The 16,747-nt window shown below is 43.5% G+C and carries 16 protein-coding genes; 6 read left to right on the top strand and 10 right to left on the bottom strand.

Annotated elements, in window-relative coordinates:
• Positions 1-5 precede the first annotated feature (5 nt).
• The 5 genes from J4N44_RS18290 to J4N44_RS18270 all read right to left on the bottom strand — a co-directional run bounded on the left by J4N44_RS18290 (position 6) and on the right by J4N44_RS18270 (position 4,189).
• Positions 6-872, bottom strand: coding sequence for a hypothetical protein (locus J4N44_RS18290; RefSeq protein WP_045487056.1), 867 nt, complete (start codon positions 870-872; stop codon positions 6-8).
• A gap of 1,037 nt (positions 873-1,909) precedes the next feature.
• Positions 1,910-2,143, bottom strand: a complete 234-nt coding sequence (locus J4N44_RS18285) for a hypothetical protein (protein ID WP_005445432.1) — start codon at positions 2,141-2,143, stop codon at positions 1,910-1,912.
• Between the two features lie 39 nt (positions 2,144-2,182).
• Complete coding sequence (locus tag J4N44_RS18280; protein ID WP_252045564.1) at positions 2,183-3,001, bottom strand: hypothetical protein; 819 nt, start codon at positions 2,999-3,001, stop codon at positions 2,183-2,185.
• 121 nt (positions 3,002-3,122) lie between these two features.
• Positions 3,123-3,677, bottom strand: a complete 555-nt coding sequence (locus J4N44_RS18275) for a sugar O-acetyltransferase (protein WP_005445435.1) — start codon at positions 3,675-3,677, stop codon at positions 3,123-3,125.
• 113 nt (positions 3,678-3,790) lie between these two features.
• The gene (locus J4N44_RS18270) at positions 3,791-4,189 is read right to left on the bottom strand and encodes an OsmC family protein (protein ID WP_009696881.1); all 399 of its coding nucleotides are present in this window, start codon (positions 4,187-4,189) and stop codon (positions 3,791-3,793) included.
• Positions 4,190-4,374: 185 nt separating this feature from the next.
• Between J4N44_RS18270 and msrB the strand changes: the two genes are divergently transcribed.
• Positions 4,375-5,517 (top strand): peptide-methionine (R)-S-oxide reductase MsrB, encoded by a 1,143-nt coding sequence (gene msrB / locus J4N44_RS18265; protein WP_009696880.1) that lies wholly within the window; start codon positions 4,375-4,377, stop codon positions 5,515-5,517.
• A 41-nt stretch (positions 5,518-5,558) separates the two neighbouring features.
• Positions 5,559-5,705, top strand: coding sequence for a DUF2256 domain-containing protein (locus tag J4N44_RS18260; protein ID WP_005453360.1), 147 nt, complete (start codon positions 5,559-5,561; stop codon positions 5,703-5,705).
• 49 nt (positions 5,706-5,754) lie between these two features.
• On the opposite strand, the gene J4N44_RS18255 is transcribed toward J4N44_RS18260, so the two are convergent.
• Genes J4N44_RS18255 through J4N44_RS18245 form a run of 3 tightly spaced genes read right to left on the bottom strand, consistent with a single transcriptional unit; the run spans position 5,755 to position 9,358 of the window.
• Positions 5,755-6,462 carry an SDR family oxidoreductase gene (locus tag J4N44_RS18255; RefSeq protein WP_252045563.1) on the bottom strand — a complete coding sequence of 236 codons (708 nt, stop codon included), beginning with the start codon at positions 6,460-6,462 and terminating at the stop codon, positions 5,755-5,757.
• Positions 6,462-8,006 (bottom strand): cryptochrome/photolyase family protein, encoded by a 1,545-nt coding sequence (locus J4N44_RS18250; protein WP_005453356.1) that lies wholly within the window; start codon positions 8,004-8,006, stop codon positions 6,462-6,464. Before J4N44_RS18250 ends, J4N44_RS18255 begins: the two co-directional genes overlap by 1 nt.
• On the bottom strand, positions 8,006-9,358 hold the full coding sequence (locus J4N44_RS18245; RefSeq protein ID WP_110415175.1) for a DASH family cryptochrome: 1,353 nt from the start codon (positions 9,356-9,358) through the stop codon (positions 8,006-8,008). The genes J4N44_RS18250 and J4N44_RS18245 overlap by 1 nt, the downstream gene beginning before the upstream one ends.
• Positions 9,359-9,656: 298 nt before the next feature.
• Between J4N44_RS18245 and gefA the strand changes: the two genes are divergently transcribed.
• Complete coding sequence (gefA, locus tag J4N44_RS18240) at positions 9,657-10,670, top strand: diguanylate cyclase GefA (RefSeq protein ID WP_005453351.1); 1,014 nt, start codon at positions 9,657-9,659, stop codon at positions 10,668-10,670.
• 124 nt (positions 10,671-10,794) lie between these two features.
• Here the strand turns inward: gefA and J4N44_RS18235 are convergent, their stop codons facing one another.
• Entirely contained in the window at positions 10,795-11,373 is a 579-nt protein-coding gene (locus J4N44_RS18235; RefSeq protein ID WP_005453348.1) for an aldolase/citrate lyase/malate synthase family protein, read from the bottom strand.
• A 174-nt stretch (positions 11,374-11,547) separates the two neighbouring features.
• Here J4N44_RS18235 and J4N44_RS18230 point away from each other — a divergent pair, with 174 nt between their 5' ends.
• Entirely contained in the window at positions 11,548-13,104 is a 1,557-nt protein-coding gene (locus J4N44_RS18230) for a DUF3612 domain-containing protein (RefSeq protein ID WP_026138189.1), read from the top strand.
• A 378-nt stretch (positions 13,105-13,482) separates the two neighbouring features.
• On the opposite strand, the gene J4N44_RS18225 is transcribed toward J4N44_RS18230, so the two are convergent.
• Positions 13,483-14,841: a diguanylate cyclase gene (locus tag J4N44_RS18225; protein WP_005453344.1), complete on the bottom strand. Its 1,359-nt coding sequence runs from the start codon at positions 14,839-14,841 to the stop codon at positions 13,483-13,485.
• Positions 14,842-14,980: 139 nt separating this feature from the next.
• Here J4N44_RS18225 and J4N44_RS18220 point away from each other — a divergent pair, with 139 nt between their 5' ends.
• On the top strand, positions 14,981-15,589 hold the full coding sequence (locus J4N44_RS18220; protein ID WP_252045562.1) for an alpha-ketoglutarate-dependent dioxygenase AlkB family protein: 609 nt from the start codon (positions 14,981-14,983) through the stop codon (positions 15,587-15,589).
• 69 nt (positions 15,590-15,658) lie between these two features.
• Positions 15,659-16,744 (top strand): DUF3541 domain-containing protein, encoded by a 1,086-nt coding sequence (locus tag J4N44_RS18215; protein ID WP_005453339.1) that lies wholly within the window; start codon positions 15,659-15,661, stop codon positions 16,742-16,744.
• Positions 16,745-16,747 lie beyond the last annotated feature (3 nt).

Here is a 16,747-nt window from a genome sequence, read left to right as displayed (position 1 = left end):
TTTTCCTAGAAGGAGTAAGCAACAGAGGCGATGTATGACGCTTTCTCTTGGTCAAGCAGGTCGATATTGCCCAGCGTTCCTCGTTCCGCATCTTGATAGAAGCCGGTAGAGGATGCTGCCAACGTTAGTGACCAGCTCTTGTTGAATTTGTAGGTTCCGTATAAGGCACCTTCATACTGCCAACTGCTCCGTCGAGTCCCTTGATAACTGATGGTGTTACCACCTAAAGCCGTGATGCCCAGAGAGAACGAATCCCAAGACTTTTCAGCGACAGAAAACAGTGAATAGGTCCACTCTGTGAGTGAGCGACCGCCATTCGTTTTGTACTTGTGGAAGTTCTTTTTGAGTCGTGGCGCGATAGAAAAATCGACGCTCCACAAAGAAAAAGAGACCGGTACGGCTAAACGAAAAGCTGTTTGTAGCTCATCGTTTCGCGAGTCTTCTGAGGTAGGTATGGTGAACTGACCTGCAACAGCAATTTTCCCCGTTTCACCAAAGCGATACAGATTCGAGTATTGCAAGCCCAGTACTGAATCCGTTGCGTAAGTTCCAACTTCATCTTCTAGAGCACGGTAACCACCGGCAGAAAAGAAAGCTTTGATGTCTTTTGAAATCGCGTAGTTGAGATCCCCGCCCCAAGAAAAGTTGCGAACGGAGCGATAGTCGTCTTTGTCGTAAATATTTGTATCGTAAGAGAGGTAAACGGACCCACTTAGTTTACAAACTATACATGACGACTCTCCTTCATTTTGTGTAGATTCGATCCCGCTGCTATCAGCTACGTTGTTTTCTTCTGCGAGTAACGGCATTGAAAACAGCGTACCTAACAGCATCGCAAGCGGGGTCATCGTCCACTTAGTTGTGTGCTGCATGTTTTTAAACTTCCATGAAAATTAAGTTCATTAGAACAAACTTAAAGACAAACAGATTATTGGAATGACATTCTAAATAAGTAACAATCAGACCAATAAACCTATCAACCATAAGATTTCTCGTATGGTTAAATCCTTATTCTATTTTTGATAGATCTATTTTTAGTTATTTGTGCTATTTGAAATTTATAACTCGCGATAAGTCAACGTTGTTACAATATAACGATTCCATTTTTAAAAATTGCACAATCATATAAAGCAATCGTTGTCGTCATTACTAAAAAGACAACAATACCGATCTTTATCAACAACTTACAAAAACAAGCTTTGAAAGAGACAGAAATGAGAAATACATGTTAATAGAACAGATGCATTTATGAGAACATCATTCCGTTATAACAATCCTTGTTATGTCATTTTGGTAGGCTAATTATTTAATCTTATAACTGAAGAATACTAATAAGAGAAATCATCAAAACCATCCGTTGTTAATAATGAATTTCGCATTTAAAACAAAAGATGGAAATAATATCAAATTCGAGTTTTCTAATATATTGACGTAACCCAAGAGTAGTTTGAATAGAAAGTCACCCATTAAGGTCAATAAAAATTACACAAACATTCACAAAATGAATAATTAAAGGCAGAGAACTCTAATTACAACACAAATGGGCTGCATATCTGTGAATTTATATTCATTTAACGATTTTTTATAAATTTGCATTTTATGTGACAAAAATCACAACAATGTGAAACAAAAGACACAAATGTCAATAAACTTAAGCATCAATTATCTCATCAACTCTCAAAAATGAAGGGAAGCTTAAGGTTGTCTTTCTCTGTTCTTCTTACAATAAAGTTTGAATTATTTATCAACAATAGCAGTAGGTTAGCGCCGACAGTCTCTCATCAAAAACTGAGTAGCAGGCATGGAAAGACGTTAAGAGTAAAAGCACTAACTCAATAAATTTCGGGTTTGAATATTCAGCGAATCAAAACGCACACTTATGCTCTGGGTAAGCTGCCAGGGCGATAGCTCAATCTTGAATGGTTTTGTTACCACAATTTTCACAGATCAAATGACGAGAAAAATCGTCCATCGAAGCTAAAAAAGCACCGAAGACAGCACTTTTGAGAAACCCAGTAATGAACTCTTTCTTCCCGCGATTTTTATCACCCTCAAAAGCACTTTTCTTTCTAACTAAAACCACAACGTGGTGCGTTTCCACTCCACATTTAGGACACAGAAACACTTCTGTCTTTCTTGACATATTAGCCTCCTAGGTAGGTATTTCTTAGCAACGTAACGATTACCATGACCGTGCATCAACTTTGGCTCGCAATGCTCGAGCATACTCGGTTAACAGCCTTGCATTGTCTGCGCTTTCAGCGTCTCCACAAACTCGACCTTGATAGGTAATATTGGGGCTGGAATAGATAGGTACTATGTTCTTTTCGTAGCTCATGATGGTGCCAGAGTCACCACATAATGCAGCATGAGCATACCGCTTGATCTGTAACTGGTTATCCTCAGCTGTCATGGATTCAAGTGTTCTACCTTGAACTTGAGATGATAGCGTTTCTAAATCATGTTGTGCCCATGCTAAGTGCCCTAGTTCATGCTCCAAAGCTAGTGGACCAGCTCGTACATCGGAAACCACGAAGTTAGGAAATAAATCAACCCATGTTACTTTGATTTTGTACTCAAAATCAAAGTAACTGCTGTCCTCACTTAACACCAACACGACATAAAAATTTGGTTCCTGATACGCACGTTCCAACAAACTGCTGTGTTGCAGGTTGAGTTCGTAATGTGAAGACAACATATCTTCAGGTTTAGCGTTGTGAGCATCAAAGAACTCATAACCAGCACTCTTACGGATCATAGGAACACATGAGTTTGCGAGAATAAGATTCGAAAGGGCTAAATCTTCGCCGATTCGCTCTTCCATGGCTTCTATGCTGAAGTCATTGAGAATTGAATAGTCAAATACGAATTGAACCCAAGTCTCCACTTTTTCTTCGTCAGCGCATTGCGAAAGTACGAGCTTTTGAGAGTCAAAATAGAGCAAAGCACTTACGAACGCCGTCCCCACAATTAAGCAAATACTTACAACTTTCAGCTTCATACATTCTTCTTATGAATTTCATAGACAACAAAAATAAGCATATGAAATTTATAAATTAATGAAATTGATATGTAAATAAGCGCTTATTGATTATGAGAATAAGCACCATGAGTAAGTGTGGTTATTCGTCCTCGTTTAGACGACGAATCAATTTGGCTGGCGTTCCACCATATAAACAATCTGGCGGCACATCACAATTCACCACTGAGTTGGCAGCAATCACAGAACGAGCGCCAATGGTTACGCCTTGGTTGATGACTGAGTTCCCACCAATCCAAACGCTATCTTCAATCGTGATTGGTTTACAAAACGTTTCCCATTTTAGTCGGCTACGGTAATCCAGCGAGTGAGATGCAGTGTAAAGCTGAACACTTGGTCCAATAAGCACATGATTACCAATGGTGATTTTAGCGCCATCAAGCATCACGACATTCATATTGATAAAGGTCTCTTCACCGATTTCAATCGTTTTACCAAACTCACAATGGAACGGCGCACGGATGATGCTCATCCCAACCTTGCCAAATAGGTTCTTTTGCAGTGCATCACGTTGGGATTCATCGGTGTTGCCATTGAATGCCATCAACGCATGAGTTGCGTGGGTTCGAATCGCATCAATTTCTTTGTCTGCGCCATCGAATACTTGGCCTGACATCATTTTCTCTAGTTCGGTCACAGGATCTTTCCTACAGCTTTTAACGTAGCTAGGTTAATGCAAAAGAGGAATAAAAAAAGAGAAAAGCACGCGCTTTTCTCTTTCCTATTTTATTTAAGTGGCACTAGGGTCGGTTACACGATTTCCCAGCTGTGAGTCATCTCTACGCCCTTACCGAGCATCAGGCACACGGAACAGTATTTCTCTAACGAATCAGCAGCAACTTTCGCTACGATTTCTGGATCTAAGGCTTCACCCGACACTTCAAAATGAATGTTCACTTGAGTAAAAATACGCGGTGCCGTTTCACGACGTTCGGTTGTGAGCTTCGCATTAACAGAAGCCACTTTCTGACCTGCTGACTTCAATCCATCAACCACATCAACAGAACTACAACCACCAGCAGCCATCAATACCATCTCCATTGGGCTTGGTGCAGTCGCACCGCCATTGCCATCCATCACAACGGAGTGACCAGATTGAGACTGACCTAGGAATTTAAAGTCTTCGACCCATTTTACTTCTGCTTGCATGGTTTCCCTCATTATTACTTCTGTCTCATCGGCAACCTATCACCAATGAGCGTTTGTTTGGTGCCATTACTGTAGCCCTCCGGTATAAAAGGGCAAAGAATTTTTCACTATTGTTGCAATTTTTTAGCTCTAACTTCTGTCTCCTTACGTAACATTCATTGAGAAAAATGACGTTTGAGGAAGTTATGAAGAAAGTATCTAAGCTATTGGTGGGATTCTCATTCACACTCCCTGTACTGTTCATCTTATTAAGTAAAACAGGCACTGCCGATACCATGGATAAGGTGAACGCATCTGGCAAAACCGACATTGCTACTTTGGCTGGCGGCTGTTTCTGGTGTACTGAATCAGATTTAGAACAATTACCGGGTGTGTTGGACGTCGTATCTGGTTATTCAGGTGGTGATTTAGCAAATCCGACCTACCGACAAGTCTCTTCTGGCAAATCTGGTCATATAGAAGTGATTGAAGTGAAGTACGACCCAAGCATTGTTAACTACGAGCAAGTTTTGGATTACTTCTTCCGCCATATCGACCCGACTGACGACAAAGGCTCATTCGTCGACCGTGGTCCCCAATACCGTCCTGCGATCTTCTACCATAATGCGGAGCAAAAACAGATTGCTGAGCAATTTATGATGGAAATCGACAAGGCGATGATTTATCCGAAGCCACTTAAAACGGAGCTTATTGAGTTTGAAAAGTTCTACCCTGCGGAGTCTTACCATCAGGATTACTACAAAAAGAGTGCCCTGAAATACAAATATTACCGCTACGCGTCAGGTCGAGATAAATACCTAGATGAAGTGTTTGGTGAGGATCGTAAAGACAACCCAAAAACACTACGCGAGCTTATCAACGAAAAAGATCTGATGACAAAACTGAAGGTCTATGAAAAACCGTCTGACAAAGAGATCAAAGCGAAGTTGACCGATCTGCAGTACTACGTAACACAAGAAGAAGGCACAGAGCGTCCCTTTAACAACGAGTACTGGGATAACAAAGAAGCGGGCATCTATGTGGATATTGTCACTGGTGAGCCACTGTTTTCATCGACGGATAAATACAAATCAGGTACAGGTTGGCCAAGCTTTACTAGACCAATCAATCCAGGTTACATCGTTGAGAAGACCGACTTTAAATTGGTTTATCCACGAACAGAGATTCGCAGCAAGTTTGGCGATTCGCATATTGGTCATGTTTTCAAAGACGGACCAAAACCAACAGGGTTACGTTATTGCATGAACTCAGCAGCCATGAAGTTTGTACCAGTAAGCGAAATGGCAAACCTAGGTTACGACGATTATCTGTACCTATTTGATAACTAAACTCGCTTAAGACAACAAATTAGGAGTGAACATTCAGAACGATGAAAGGTTTTAAATCCAACCTTCCCATAAAAGTCTGTCCAGTCTGTGAGCGCCCGTTTTCTTGGAGAAAGAAGTGGGCGCGAAATTGGGATGAAATCGTTTATTGCTCTGAGCGTTGCCGAAGAAGAAAATCAACGAAGACGTAGGTCACTCCGAACCTCTCTAGTGCGTATTTTGCCCCAGTAAGTACAACCTTTACCAAGGCAGTAATGCGCCATCATAAGCCCAAAATGCCCCGCTATCTTGCGGGGTTGCTTTTTCTATTAACCCCAACAAATCCTTTGCCACTCGCTCTGGCGTGAACAGTTTTCCTTCTGGCACATTGGTTTGAAAAGGCGCAGACAACGCCGTATCGGTGGTTCCCGGATGGAGCGCGAGTACCGTGCCATGCTTGAGCATTCTTTGCCATTCGATTGACATGGTTTTAAGGAACATATTCAACGCGGCTTTTGAGGCTCGATAGCTATACCAACCGCCCAATTGGTTATCGTTAATACTGCCAACTTTAGCAGAAACAGCCGCGAACTTAGGCTGTGTGCTGCGTTTGAGCTTAGGTGTAAAGTACTTCGCCAGCAGTAAACTGGGCAAGGTGTTTACCATTATCGTTTGCTGGAAAAAGTCTGCGTCGAGAGAACTCAAATTCTTCTCCGGACCTTTCTCTTGGGAGTGTAACATACCCACGCAGTTCACCAACCAATCAACATGCTCGATGTACTCACTGAGCGCTTTCACCTCCTCATCTTGTGTCACATCCACTTGATGCCAAATAACATTGGGATGATGCCAGTTGGGGTGTTGCCTACGATAGGTCGCGTGAACACGAGCTTGAGGAAAATGTTCCGCCACGCACGCAACCATGGCAAATCCAATTCCGCCATTCCCACCTACGATCAATATTTCCATTACAAGGTCTCCAAATTTTCCATGTAGTGCTCCGCGGTTTCAAGGATAGCTTGTCGTTGCTGTGGTTCCATATTGTCCCAAGAGCGGAAAATCATCCCGATACGAGGATTGGTCGCCAATCGCTTGTCATGCTTGTTCATAAAACGCCAATACAAGCTGTTGAATGGGCATGAACCTTCACCACTGCGTGCTTTGTTGTCGTAATGGCAGCCCTTACAGTAATCACTCATTTTATTAATGTAAGAACCACTAGCCGCATAAGGTTTAGTGCCGACAATACCTCCATCAGCAAACAGCGCCATACCACGTGTGTTTGGCATCTCTACCCACTCGATCGCGTCAACGTATATACCGAGATACCATTCATCCACTTGGGATGGTTCGATCTCAGTTAGCAAACAGAAATTACCAGTGACCATTAAACGTTGGATATGGTGCGCATAGGCGTAGTCAAGGGACTGACCAATCGCATTACGCATGCACGCCATTTTTGTTTCGCCATTCCAGAAGAAATCAGGCAGTTTTCTGCTCGCTTCCAGTTCGTTCTTTTTCGGGTAATGAGGCATGTTCGCCCAGTACACTCCGCGGATGTACTCTCGCCAACCTAAAATCTGGCGAATAAAACCCTCAACCTGAGAAATATTAATGTCTGGGTTTGAATGGAATGCCTTGAGTGACGCATCAATGACTTCTTGCGGGTGTAGTTGTTTGCTGTTGAGAGAAAACGAAATCCGACTGTGATACAAACTCCATTTAGCGTCGTGTTGCCCAGTCATCGCGTCTTGAAAACGACCAAAAAGAGGCAAGCAAACTTGGCAAAAATGAGCAAGTAGAGACAAGCTTTGAGCACGGTTAATCGGCCACAATAAATCCCCTTCAAAGTGCCCTATCGTTTTAATTCCATGACGTGTTAATCGCGCTTGTATCTCACTGACATCGGTACTAAACATTAAAGGTTGTGGCAACTGCTCAATATCTTTAGTTTTGAGTTTGTTGCGATTATTCGCATCATAGTTCCACTTCCCCCCAACAGGTTTGCCATCTTGCATTAAGATGTTGAAACGCTTGCGCATGCGGCGATAAAAGTGCTCCATCATGATGTGTTTGCCTTGCGGGAACTGCTCTTCGATCTCTTCAAACGGCAACAAAAAGTGCTCTGAATCAACGCAACGCGTTACTACGCCATTGAGCTTAAGTTTGGCAAGTTGTTCCAATAATCGGTATTCATCAGGGCGTTGATATTCAAACTTGCTTGCACCAACTTCGCTGACAAAATGCTGGAGAAGTTGCTCAAGATCCCCAAAAGATTGGGTATCATCCAACGTAAGATGCAAGACTTGATGACCTTCGCTCTGACGCTCTTTCGCAAACTTTTCCATTGCAGAAAAGAACGCACATACTTTTTGAATGTGATGCGTCACATACGTGCTCTCTTGCTTTAACTCTGCAATCAAATAGAGAACGTGGTCATCAGGTTGCTGAAACCAAGTATGTTCGCAATTGAGTTGATCACCCAAGATCAACCGAACGGTATCAAACTGCATCATGATTTCTCCGTAGAAGACGCATTGCCATGACTTTCCATCGCAATCGGCCAATCAACCATGTCCACATTATCCAAACGTGCACCATCACAATGCCCATCCCACTTATCAATAAACTCATGGTTGGGGTCGTACATTTGCGTCTGCTTTTCAAGATTGAATTGCCTTGAACCACGAGGGTCCGCACCAACGCCTGCGAGGTATTGCCAATTTCCCCAATTTGAAGCCACATCGTAATCAATTAATTGAGACTCAAAATATGCAGCGCCATAGCGCCAATCTAGCCCTAGTTCATGTACAAGGCAGCTCGCGACCAGTTGTCTGCCACGATTCGACATGTACCCAGTTTCATTGAGTTGATGCATACACGCATTAACGAGCGGGAATGGCGTCTCGCCTTTTTTCCATTGTTGGAAACGATGGGCGTAAAAGCTGGTCAATGGCGTTTGATTGCGAATCCCACCAAAATGAAACAGCTGCCGACCATATCGTCGCGCATACCAATAAAAGTACTCACGCCACAGCAATTCAAAGTAAATCCAATACGTCGAATCATTAGCACCATAATCCGCTTCATAACGCTTTAACATGTCCACGATCCTTTTCGCCGAAACACAGCCATGTGCTAACCACGGGGAGAATTTAGTGGAATAGTCCATGCCATCTAAACCGTTGCGTGTCTGTTTGTATTCACTCGCAAGCGGCGAATCAAAATACCGACGACAATGCTCAAGCCCCGCATGCTCTCCCCCAGCAAATGGCATTGGCTTTAAGTCGCGAGTTAGGCTCAATGTTGGTAAAGAGAGACCTTTGGGTAGTGGTGGAAGTGTGGAGACTCTGTCGATAGGTTGCGAAATAGATAGCTTTTCTACTTGCTTACGAAACTGGGTAAAGGTGTCAGGTAGCGCATTGAGACTGAACGGGAGGTCAGCCAACCTAAATAAACTTCGCACTTCGTGCTGAACAACCGTTACGTGGCGTTCCTCCGCCTTAATTTCTTCGATGACATTTTGCTCGTCGCAACCCGGCATAGCATCAACGTAAAGCCTTGTAACACCAAGATTTTTGAAGGCATGTTTTAATGCTTGATAAGGATGCAAGTCGACAACAAGCAAACGTTGTTCAAGTGCATTTAAAGACAGGTTGAGGCAGTGTAATGACTCATCTAAAAACTGTCTTTTTGGCTGACCAAACTCGGATGTTTGAGCATAGTGCGCCAAAAATGGTGAAACCTTGGGATAACAGTAAAGACAGATAAGAAAATCCACTTCTTCTGCAGCTTTAGCCAGATTTGGGTTGTCATGCAGTCGCAAATCATTGGTGAACCAATACAGTCCTATTGTTTTGTTCAAACGAAGCTCCTTTTGGCACTTTTCTGTTATGCGCATGCCAGATTCTACGAACCTTAGTTGGTCAAGATCAGCACTTCGTTTACATTGCTCAAAACTCCATCACTCAAACTTTTATGGTAAACGGAATGTTACGAAGGATTTTATGAAATTTTAAAATCAAGACTAATATTCATGAAACCATTTGATTATTTGCTCATATTTTTTAAGAAAACCAAGCAAAAATGACAAAAAATAAAGCGATATTGTTTTATATCCGTTACCCTTAGCTTAATTCCATTTTGCTTGTAACACTGCAGAAATGACCGACGAATTTAAGAAATCAACCGCGAATCTAAAAAAAGCGGTACCACTGATGATAAAAAACCACGTAGCGGCAACACCAGCCAACTACGCACTGTGGTACACCTACGTAGACAAAACTATCCCAGAGCTGAATCAAGAATTAGATATGGTTCTTGAGAACTATGACGTCTGCCCACCAGCAATGCATAAGCAGCTCTATAACAGCTATGTTGCGAGTAAAGCAGAAACCAGCTTAGAAGAACTCAAAACAAATGTAGAAGTGCTTTTGGGCGAAGTCTCTAGCTCGATGACTGACACGATTACCGACACCTCCTCCTTCTCCGACATGGTGGATAAGAGCTTTAACAAACTAGAAAAAGTTGAAGACAATAGCCTCAGCATCGAAGAAGTGATGAATGTAGTGCGTCAGCTTGTTGCAGAGTCTCGTGAAATACGCCACTCGACGAAGTTCCTAAATAGCCAACTCACAACGGCTAGCGAAGAGATCTCTCGCCTTAAGAATCAGCTAGCAGAAGTGCAGAAAGACGCCTTGTTCGATGGCTTATCCAACCTGTATAACCGTCGCGCTTTCGATAACGACCTGCAAATGCTGATCGATAACAACCAAGCAATGACACTGATCATGTTGGATATCGACCACTTCAAAGCATTCAATGACAACTACGGTCACCTATTCGGAGATACCGTAATCAAAGCCATTGCTCGTCGACTGCAACAAAGTTGTCGTGACGGCATCAGTGCTTATCGCTTTGGTGGTGAAGAGTTTGCCCTTATCGTACCAAACAAGTCACTGCGAATCGGTCGACAATACGCTGATACGCTTCGTCGAATGATTGAAAAGCTGCGTGTTCGTGACAAACGTTCAGGGAGCCAAGTACAAAGCATCACCGCCTCTTTTGGTGTTGCAGAATTTGAAGTTGGTGACACGCTCGATAGCATCGTAAACAAAGCTGATAAACAATTGTATGAAGCGAAACAACTCGGTCGTAACCGCGTAATGCCGCTTTAACACAGTCAAAACGAACAGGCGAAAGCCATTCAAACTGGCTGAAAATATAAACAAAACCCCAAGCAAGTGCTTGGGGTTTTGTCTTTCTTGGGCTGGCTCGTTATTCTCTGTACTTCTTAACTCATTAATCAATGCTATAGCAGTAGCTTAAGAAGTAATCGTCGCCATTTTTCGCGGTGTACTCTTTGTCTTCACTGCACGCCATTGGCTTTCCTTTCTTATCGCCTTTGATTAAGCTGATCCAATGACGCATCGCGGTCGGCGCATTACCAATTAGCTCAGGGCTAAAGGTAGTACGCGTTTCCAGTTGGATGTCGTCAATGTCCATCAACTCCACACAACCCGTGCCTTTGTGACAACCGAACATTACTTCAACGTGACTGCCTGATTCATCTTTGAATAGGATCGATTTTGGATCTTCTTTCTCTCCTGTGTACGCCACAAAATGCTTTGGACTTTTCAGACCACTGTGTGTGCCGTCCTTGAAGTACGCCATTACATGTCTGTAGTCGATCACGTAGCTTGATACATCTTGGTGTGACCCACTCTCCAATGGGAAAATACGGTCCAGTAGTTGCTTCGCCTTAACTTGCTTCTCGCTCTGCTGCTCAGCACTTACCGCCTCGACGGCAAATACGGCTTCAGCGATAAATGGGCGTTCTTGTTGTTGGATGTCTTTTTTATCGAAGTTCAGCATATTCATCGTCGTTTCCTCGCACTTAAACACTCTTCCTAGAGTAAAAACTTAAAACCTCTGTTTAAGTTTCAGGCAAATCTGTGAAGTTGATGGTTAATTTCCTTGCCTGCTCATTATGTAGACTAGCGAAATATTGACTACAATTTCACAACAAAAATTTTACAATGTGAATTTTACAAAATGTCTGTGTCAAAAAGTCTTATCCGCCAATCTCACTTCTTAGGAACGAAAATTCGTAACCTAAGGAAGAACAACCATTTAACGATGGAAGATTTGTCTGCGCGTTGCGTTAGGATTAATCCTGAATACGCTCCGTCAGTTTCTTACTTATCCATGATCGAACGTGGAAAACGCGTTCCGAGCATTGATATGTTGGAAGTGATTGCCGAAGTTTTCCAAAAAGAACCCGCTTGGTTTTTGGACGATGAACCAGAGCTAGAAGCCATTACCCCCAACAAAGGTAATCGTGGTGGCATCAACGGAATGGCGCTCGAACCAAGCTTTTTATTCTCTAACGACATCCTACAAATCGCGATACCGGAAATGCTCTCTCAAACCGGCATCACGGGGCGTCAGTTCGCTCATCTCTTGATTCGAGCGCATCAAGAGAACCACCAAAACCACTTCCCGGACTTAGAACGAGCGGCAGAAGAGGTTGGCTTAAAACGTCTTAATCTTTCGGTAGAGGATCTGATTGATATTGCGAAAAGCATGGGATTGGATATTCGCTGGGTAGACCGCGCGCCACAAGATGTGATTGATGAACTCGGTGTGAGTGCCAAGCAGTTGATCACCTCGTTTATGGAAGCACCAGGGACCATCTACCTCAACAAGCGCATGCGAGACTACCCGACTCGATTGAAGTACGACTTAGCGGTATACATTGGGCACCGAGTGCTGCACAGCAGTGACGGCATGAATAACGTGTTGTCGATTGGTCACCAGAACAACTGGGAACAAAGCGGTTCGCAGGTTTCTAACTCTGAACTCAACTCACAAGATATTTTACAAGCGTGGCGCGATTTCGAGTCGAGTTTCTTTGCTGGGGCGTTGTTGTGTCCGAAAGTGCCATTTCGTCAGTTACTTGACCGCTCTGGCTATGAAATTGATGTTCACAAAAAAGCGGGCGTCTCGCCTTCTGTCGCGATGCGCCGCATGACGGTAGTGTCGCCATACCCACACTGGCATTACTTTGATGCCTATGGTCCAGGCAAACTAAAAGCCGTATATCGCGGTAATGGTATCCCTCTGCCTTGGGGGAACATGCGTAAAGTCAATGACCCTTGTCAGCACTGGGCGGTATTCCGCCGCTTATCACAACCGCTGGACACCAGCTCGGCGCAAATTTCGATTCTTAACGTCGGTAACGAACCTCGCATCTATTGCTGTGAATCGGTCAACGTATTTGACCCTGCAGGTAATAATCGCGTTCTGTGTGCAGGTATTGACCTCAATCCAGCGATTTCAGCCCAAGGTGGTGATGCGATTGCGATTGCTGAAGAGTTGAAGTCACTGTGTGTGTCTTCCGGTGGTAGTACTGTGATTCCACAGCACATCAAGAAAGATCTCACAACGATTGCCAAAATTCTCAACATCAATTGGATCGAACGAGGGATTCAAACTCAAGCAAGATTGATTTGTTCAAGAGGAGCAGTGTGTCCAAGGCAACCAAGTTGTTATAACAAGTGTGGCGAATCAGATGATTTGGGCGATGAGAGGCAAATTATTGAACTCTAAAAAGAAAAAACGCCAATCACAATGAGGTGATTGGCGGTATATACTTGTGAACAATGTGTATTCACTAACAACGTCAGTTGGCTAGGTGACCCTCGGCTTAATAAGGGTCACTCTGTATAAAGCACGATGCGTGCCAACTTTTAAAACTGCGTTTTTTCTTCGATCTTGATGCATATTGATGATTTATTAACCACACATTTTGCAAATCGCACTTGCAAAATGCAAACAACTGCAAAATATGCCACAACATGCATTACTACTAATCCCTTTATCAGCAATGTCCTTTCTTAGTGATAAGAACGGCTTAAATGAAAAAGCCTCGCTAAGTGTGCGAGGCTTTCCGTTTAAATGTTTTAAGCGGGTGCTATACCATTCGTTTTAGCCGCCATAGTGTTTCTGTTGATACATTCGCTCGTCGGCGATTTTCATCATTTGCTGAGATGAAATCATTTCAGGGTCAAACATCGCGTAACCCATGCTGGTTCGCAGGTATATCAATTCTTCTTCATAGATCACCGGCGTTGAACACAAGGCAAACCTCAGTTTTTTCAACAACGCTTGAATGTTTTCTTCAGTCTTAGGGTTATGCACGATGATAAGAAACTCGTCGCCCCCCATTCGCGCCACAATATCTGATCGGCGCAATGTGCTTTTGATTCTTTCTGCACACGCCACCAACACCTTGTCCCCTGCGTCATGCCCATAGGTATCGTTAATATGCTTAAAATGATCGAGGTCGATGTTAACCAAGGCAAAGCTATAACGCTTTTTATAGCGCTTGGCGATCTCAAACTGCTGTTGATAAGACTTCATAAAGTAACGACGATTTGGCAGCTGAGTAAGCTCATCATGCAATGCACGGCTGTCCGCTACAATGTATAGGCGATAAATAACAATGAGCGCAATGCTCAAAGCAAGCACGATCGGATAGCCAACTAAACGCGCCATTTGTAATACATACCAAGGCACTTGTTGTTCTAACTCACCATTGGAGTACACCGCCAGACTCCAGCCACCATATGGGAAGAACACTTGCTCTTTGGCATAAATGTCCTCTTCTCTTCCCGGATTGCCAAAGATAACATCACCTAGCTCACCGCCACTGTCGTAGCCACGCATCGTCATTTGATATTGGTAAGAAAAATCAATGACACCCGTTTCTCTCAACAAACCATTGAAATCGATCACCGCACTAATAACGCCCCAATAGTCTTTATTAGTCGGAGGATCGCGGAACACAGGAACACGCACAATCAACCCTTTACCGCCTTGTACAAGCTCGACAGGACCGGCGATAAATATCTCTTCAATGTCTTTGGCTTTTTGTACCTGAACCCATTGAGTAGGCACGCTACGATAATCAAGACCAATCACACGCTCATTACCCTTTCGAGGGTATATATAACCGACGACATCATTTTCTGCGATGCCAATAACAGTAATGTGATTACTTTTGCTTAAGATACGATTCGCCGCCAAATTCAGCTTGTGTGTTTCGCTGTTCGGCAGCAATGTGATAAGCGTAGCCAGAGTGCTGGCTTTATATATGTCAGCCATCAGTTCCGCTTCCAAATTGGAACGGAGCATAGAAAGTTGTTCTTTGGCCTCAACTTGAACTCGCTCTCGGTGCAGACTGAGCTGATTTTGGTGTAATAGCTCAATAACTCCAACGCACAGGGCAAAAAAAGTGAGGAAGAACAATGCAAAGTAACCTTGCTTCTTCGGTGAGTACCGCATCTGTTCCCCACTAACTCATGGCAAACCAAGAGTTTTCTTTATTTATTGTTAAAATACTTATTTACTAAAAGAATAACCAATAGCCATCGTAAAGGTAATAAATATTTGTTCATTTTATAAAAGAGAAAGGTAAAGTGAGATGCAGGTACAAGGCGATTTATTCAAAAGCTCATTTTGGCAAGAAGTAGCACAAGGCAAGATCTACCATGATCCTCACTTTCTGAGTCATTCAGAAGCCGACCATTACTTTTCCCAATTGCGAACAACCCTACCTTGGCAACAAGAAAGCATCATGATGTTTGGTCGCTCAGTTCTACAACCTCGTTTGCAAGCATGGCACGGCGATGCAGCGTACACCTACTCCGGGCTCACAATGGTACCTCACCCTTGGACCACAGAACTTAGTGATCTCAAAGGACGCTGCGAAACCATTGCAGACGTTTCGTTCAACTCAGTATTGGCAAACCTGTATCGCAATGGACAAGATTCAATGGGTTGGCACCAAGACAACGAACCAGAATTGGGAAGCAACCCGATTATTGCGTCGATTAATTTGGGGGAAACTCGTCGGTTTGTGCTAAGGAATTTACATTGTAAAACCCAAATAGAGTATGAACTCAGCCATGGTTCACTGCTTATCATGGCAGGTGAGCTTCAGCACCATTGGAAGCATGCTGTCCCAAAAACTGCAAAAACCAAAGGAGAACGCATCAACCTAACGTTCCGCCATATCGTGACTAACTATTGACTGAGCCATTACATACCGATAAAGCATTGATGGTAGATTTGAATTCTGGCTTTCTAACGGAATGTGTATATGCGTATCAAACCTCTCAGCTTAGCCGTGTTGCTCTCATGCTCACTGGTTTTTCAGGCGCAAGCCTCTCAAGAGTCTCCAGCTTTGACCTATTCACAATCTGCTCAGTTGATCAAAAGTACCTATGAGTCACAGCTCTATACCTTACCAGCGTTTCGAGAAGGGCATTTCGGTCTTCGTATGTACCGCCAAACTTTGGATGATAAATACTTACCTGCGGTATGGACTGACATGGCGCAAGTTGCCAGCCGTTTAAATCGCTTTGCCAGCGATGTCACCACACCAGAACAGATTTTTCTGTATTCAGAGGAACGTTTAGCCAGCTACCATGACGACGAAGACGAGCGCGGGCAGCGCCGTTATACCGTTACCAAACATCAACCAGAATACTTGTATTTAGGTGTTGATTTACTTGGCGCAATGGCACGAGCCGATGAGTATGGTTTAAAACATAAGCAAGACAAAACGCTGAGAAGCATACTAAAACGTTATGACTTTGCTCGTTACGCCACTGACCCCGCCATGATTGAGGCTTGGGCAGCTCAGTTGGCGAATCAGGTTTATTGGTTGCGTCAACTCGGCGAGCAAGATGTCGTTAAAGCGTTTACAGATGCATTCCGAAGCACCTACCCAGATAGCCTAGATAAGAAGCTCTCACCGCAACAATACGGCAATAAGATCTACGGCATGACACACATCATTTTTGGAGATTCTCAGTACTACCAAAAACAGGTTAACGAAGCCGATCATCAATGGATCTATGACTACTTTCGCGACAACATAGACACCATCATTCTCCGTTCAAAAGAAGATGTGATTGCTGAAGTCGGCATTACTTTCTTGTTGGCTGGTTTGGATAACGATCCGGTTGTTGAAAAAACACGTCAAGCGATTCAAAGCGCCCTTAATACTGAGCAAGGCATGATCCCTTCTGTGGATGGTGAGTTCGACCTAACTTATGGTGAACACCGTAATGTCCTCGCGATCATGCTGTTAGATTGGCAAGGAGTGCATCAAGCACCGACGGTAAAAAACCAACCACAAGCGTTTAGTTCAGTACCATACGGATTGGTACCCAAGTCGTAATCA

The organism is Vibrio sp. SCSIO 43155 (assembly GCF_023716605.1).
GTDB lineage: Bacteria > Pseudomonadota > Gammaproteobacteria > Enterobacterales > Vibrionaceae > Vibrio > Vibrio harveyi.
The sequence above is the reverse complement of the archived record's forward strand: the minus strand, read 5'-3'. Positions and strand labels throughout refer to the sequence as shown.

Coding starts and splice junctions, on each gene's coding strand:
- J4N44_RS18290 (WP_045487056.1), bottom strand. CDS start 872: ATGCAGCACACAACTAAGTGGACGATGACCCCGCTTGCGATGCTGTTA.
- J4N44_RS18285 (WP_005445432.1), bottom strand. CDS start 2,143: ATGTCAAGAAAGACAGAAGTGTTTCTGTGTCCTAAATGTGGAGTGGAA.
- J4N44_RS18280 (WP_252045564.1), bottom strand. CDS start 3,001: ATGAAGCTGAAAGTTGTAAGTATTTGCTTAATTGTGGGGACGGCGTTC.
- J4N44_RS18270 (WP_009696881.1), bottom strand. CDS start 4,189: ATGCAAGCAGAAGTAAAATGGGTCGAAGACTTTAAATTCCTAGGTCAG.
- msrB (WP_009696880.1), top strand. CDS start 4,375: ATGAAGAAAGTATCTAAGCTATTGGTGGGATTCTCATTCACACTCCCT.
- J4N44_RS18260 (WP_005453360.1), top strand. CDS start 5,559: ATGAAAGGTTTTAAATCCAACCTTCCCATAAAAGTCTGTCCAGTCTGT.
- J4N44_RS18255 (WP_252045563.1), bottom strand. CDS start 6,462: ATGGAAATATTGATCGTAGGTGGGAATGGCGGAATTGGATTTGCCATG.
- J4N44_RS18250 (WP_005453356.1), bottom strand. CDS start 8,006: ATGCAGTTTGATACCGTTCGGTTGATCTTGGGTGATCAACTCAATTGC.
- gefA (WP_005453351.1), top strand. CDS start 9,657: ATGACCGACGAATTTAAGAAATCAACCGCGAATCTAAAAAAAGCGGTA.
- J4N44_RS18235 (WP_005453348.1), bottom strand. CDS start 11,373: ATGAATATGCTGAACTTCGATAAAAAAGACATCCAACAACAAGAACGC.
- J4N44_RS18230 (WP_026138189.1), top strand. CDS start 11,548: ATGTCTGTGTCAAAAAGTCTTATCCGCCAATCTCACTTCTTAGGAACG.
- J4N44_RS18225 (WP_005453344.1), bottom strand. CDS start 14,841: ATGCGGTACTCACCGAAGAAGCAAGGTTACTTTGCATTGTTCTTCCTC.
- J4N44_RS18220 (WP_252045562.1), top strand. CDS start 14,981: ATGCAGGTACAAGGCGATTTATTCAAAAGCTCATTTTGGCAAGAAGTA.
- J4N44_RS18215 (WP_005453339.1), top strand. CDS start 15,659: ATGCGTATCAAACCTCTCAGCTTAGCCGTGTTGCTCTCATGCTCACTG.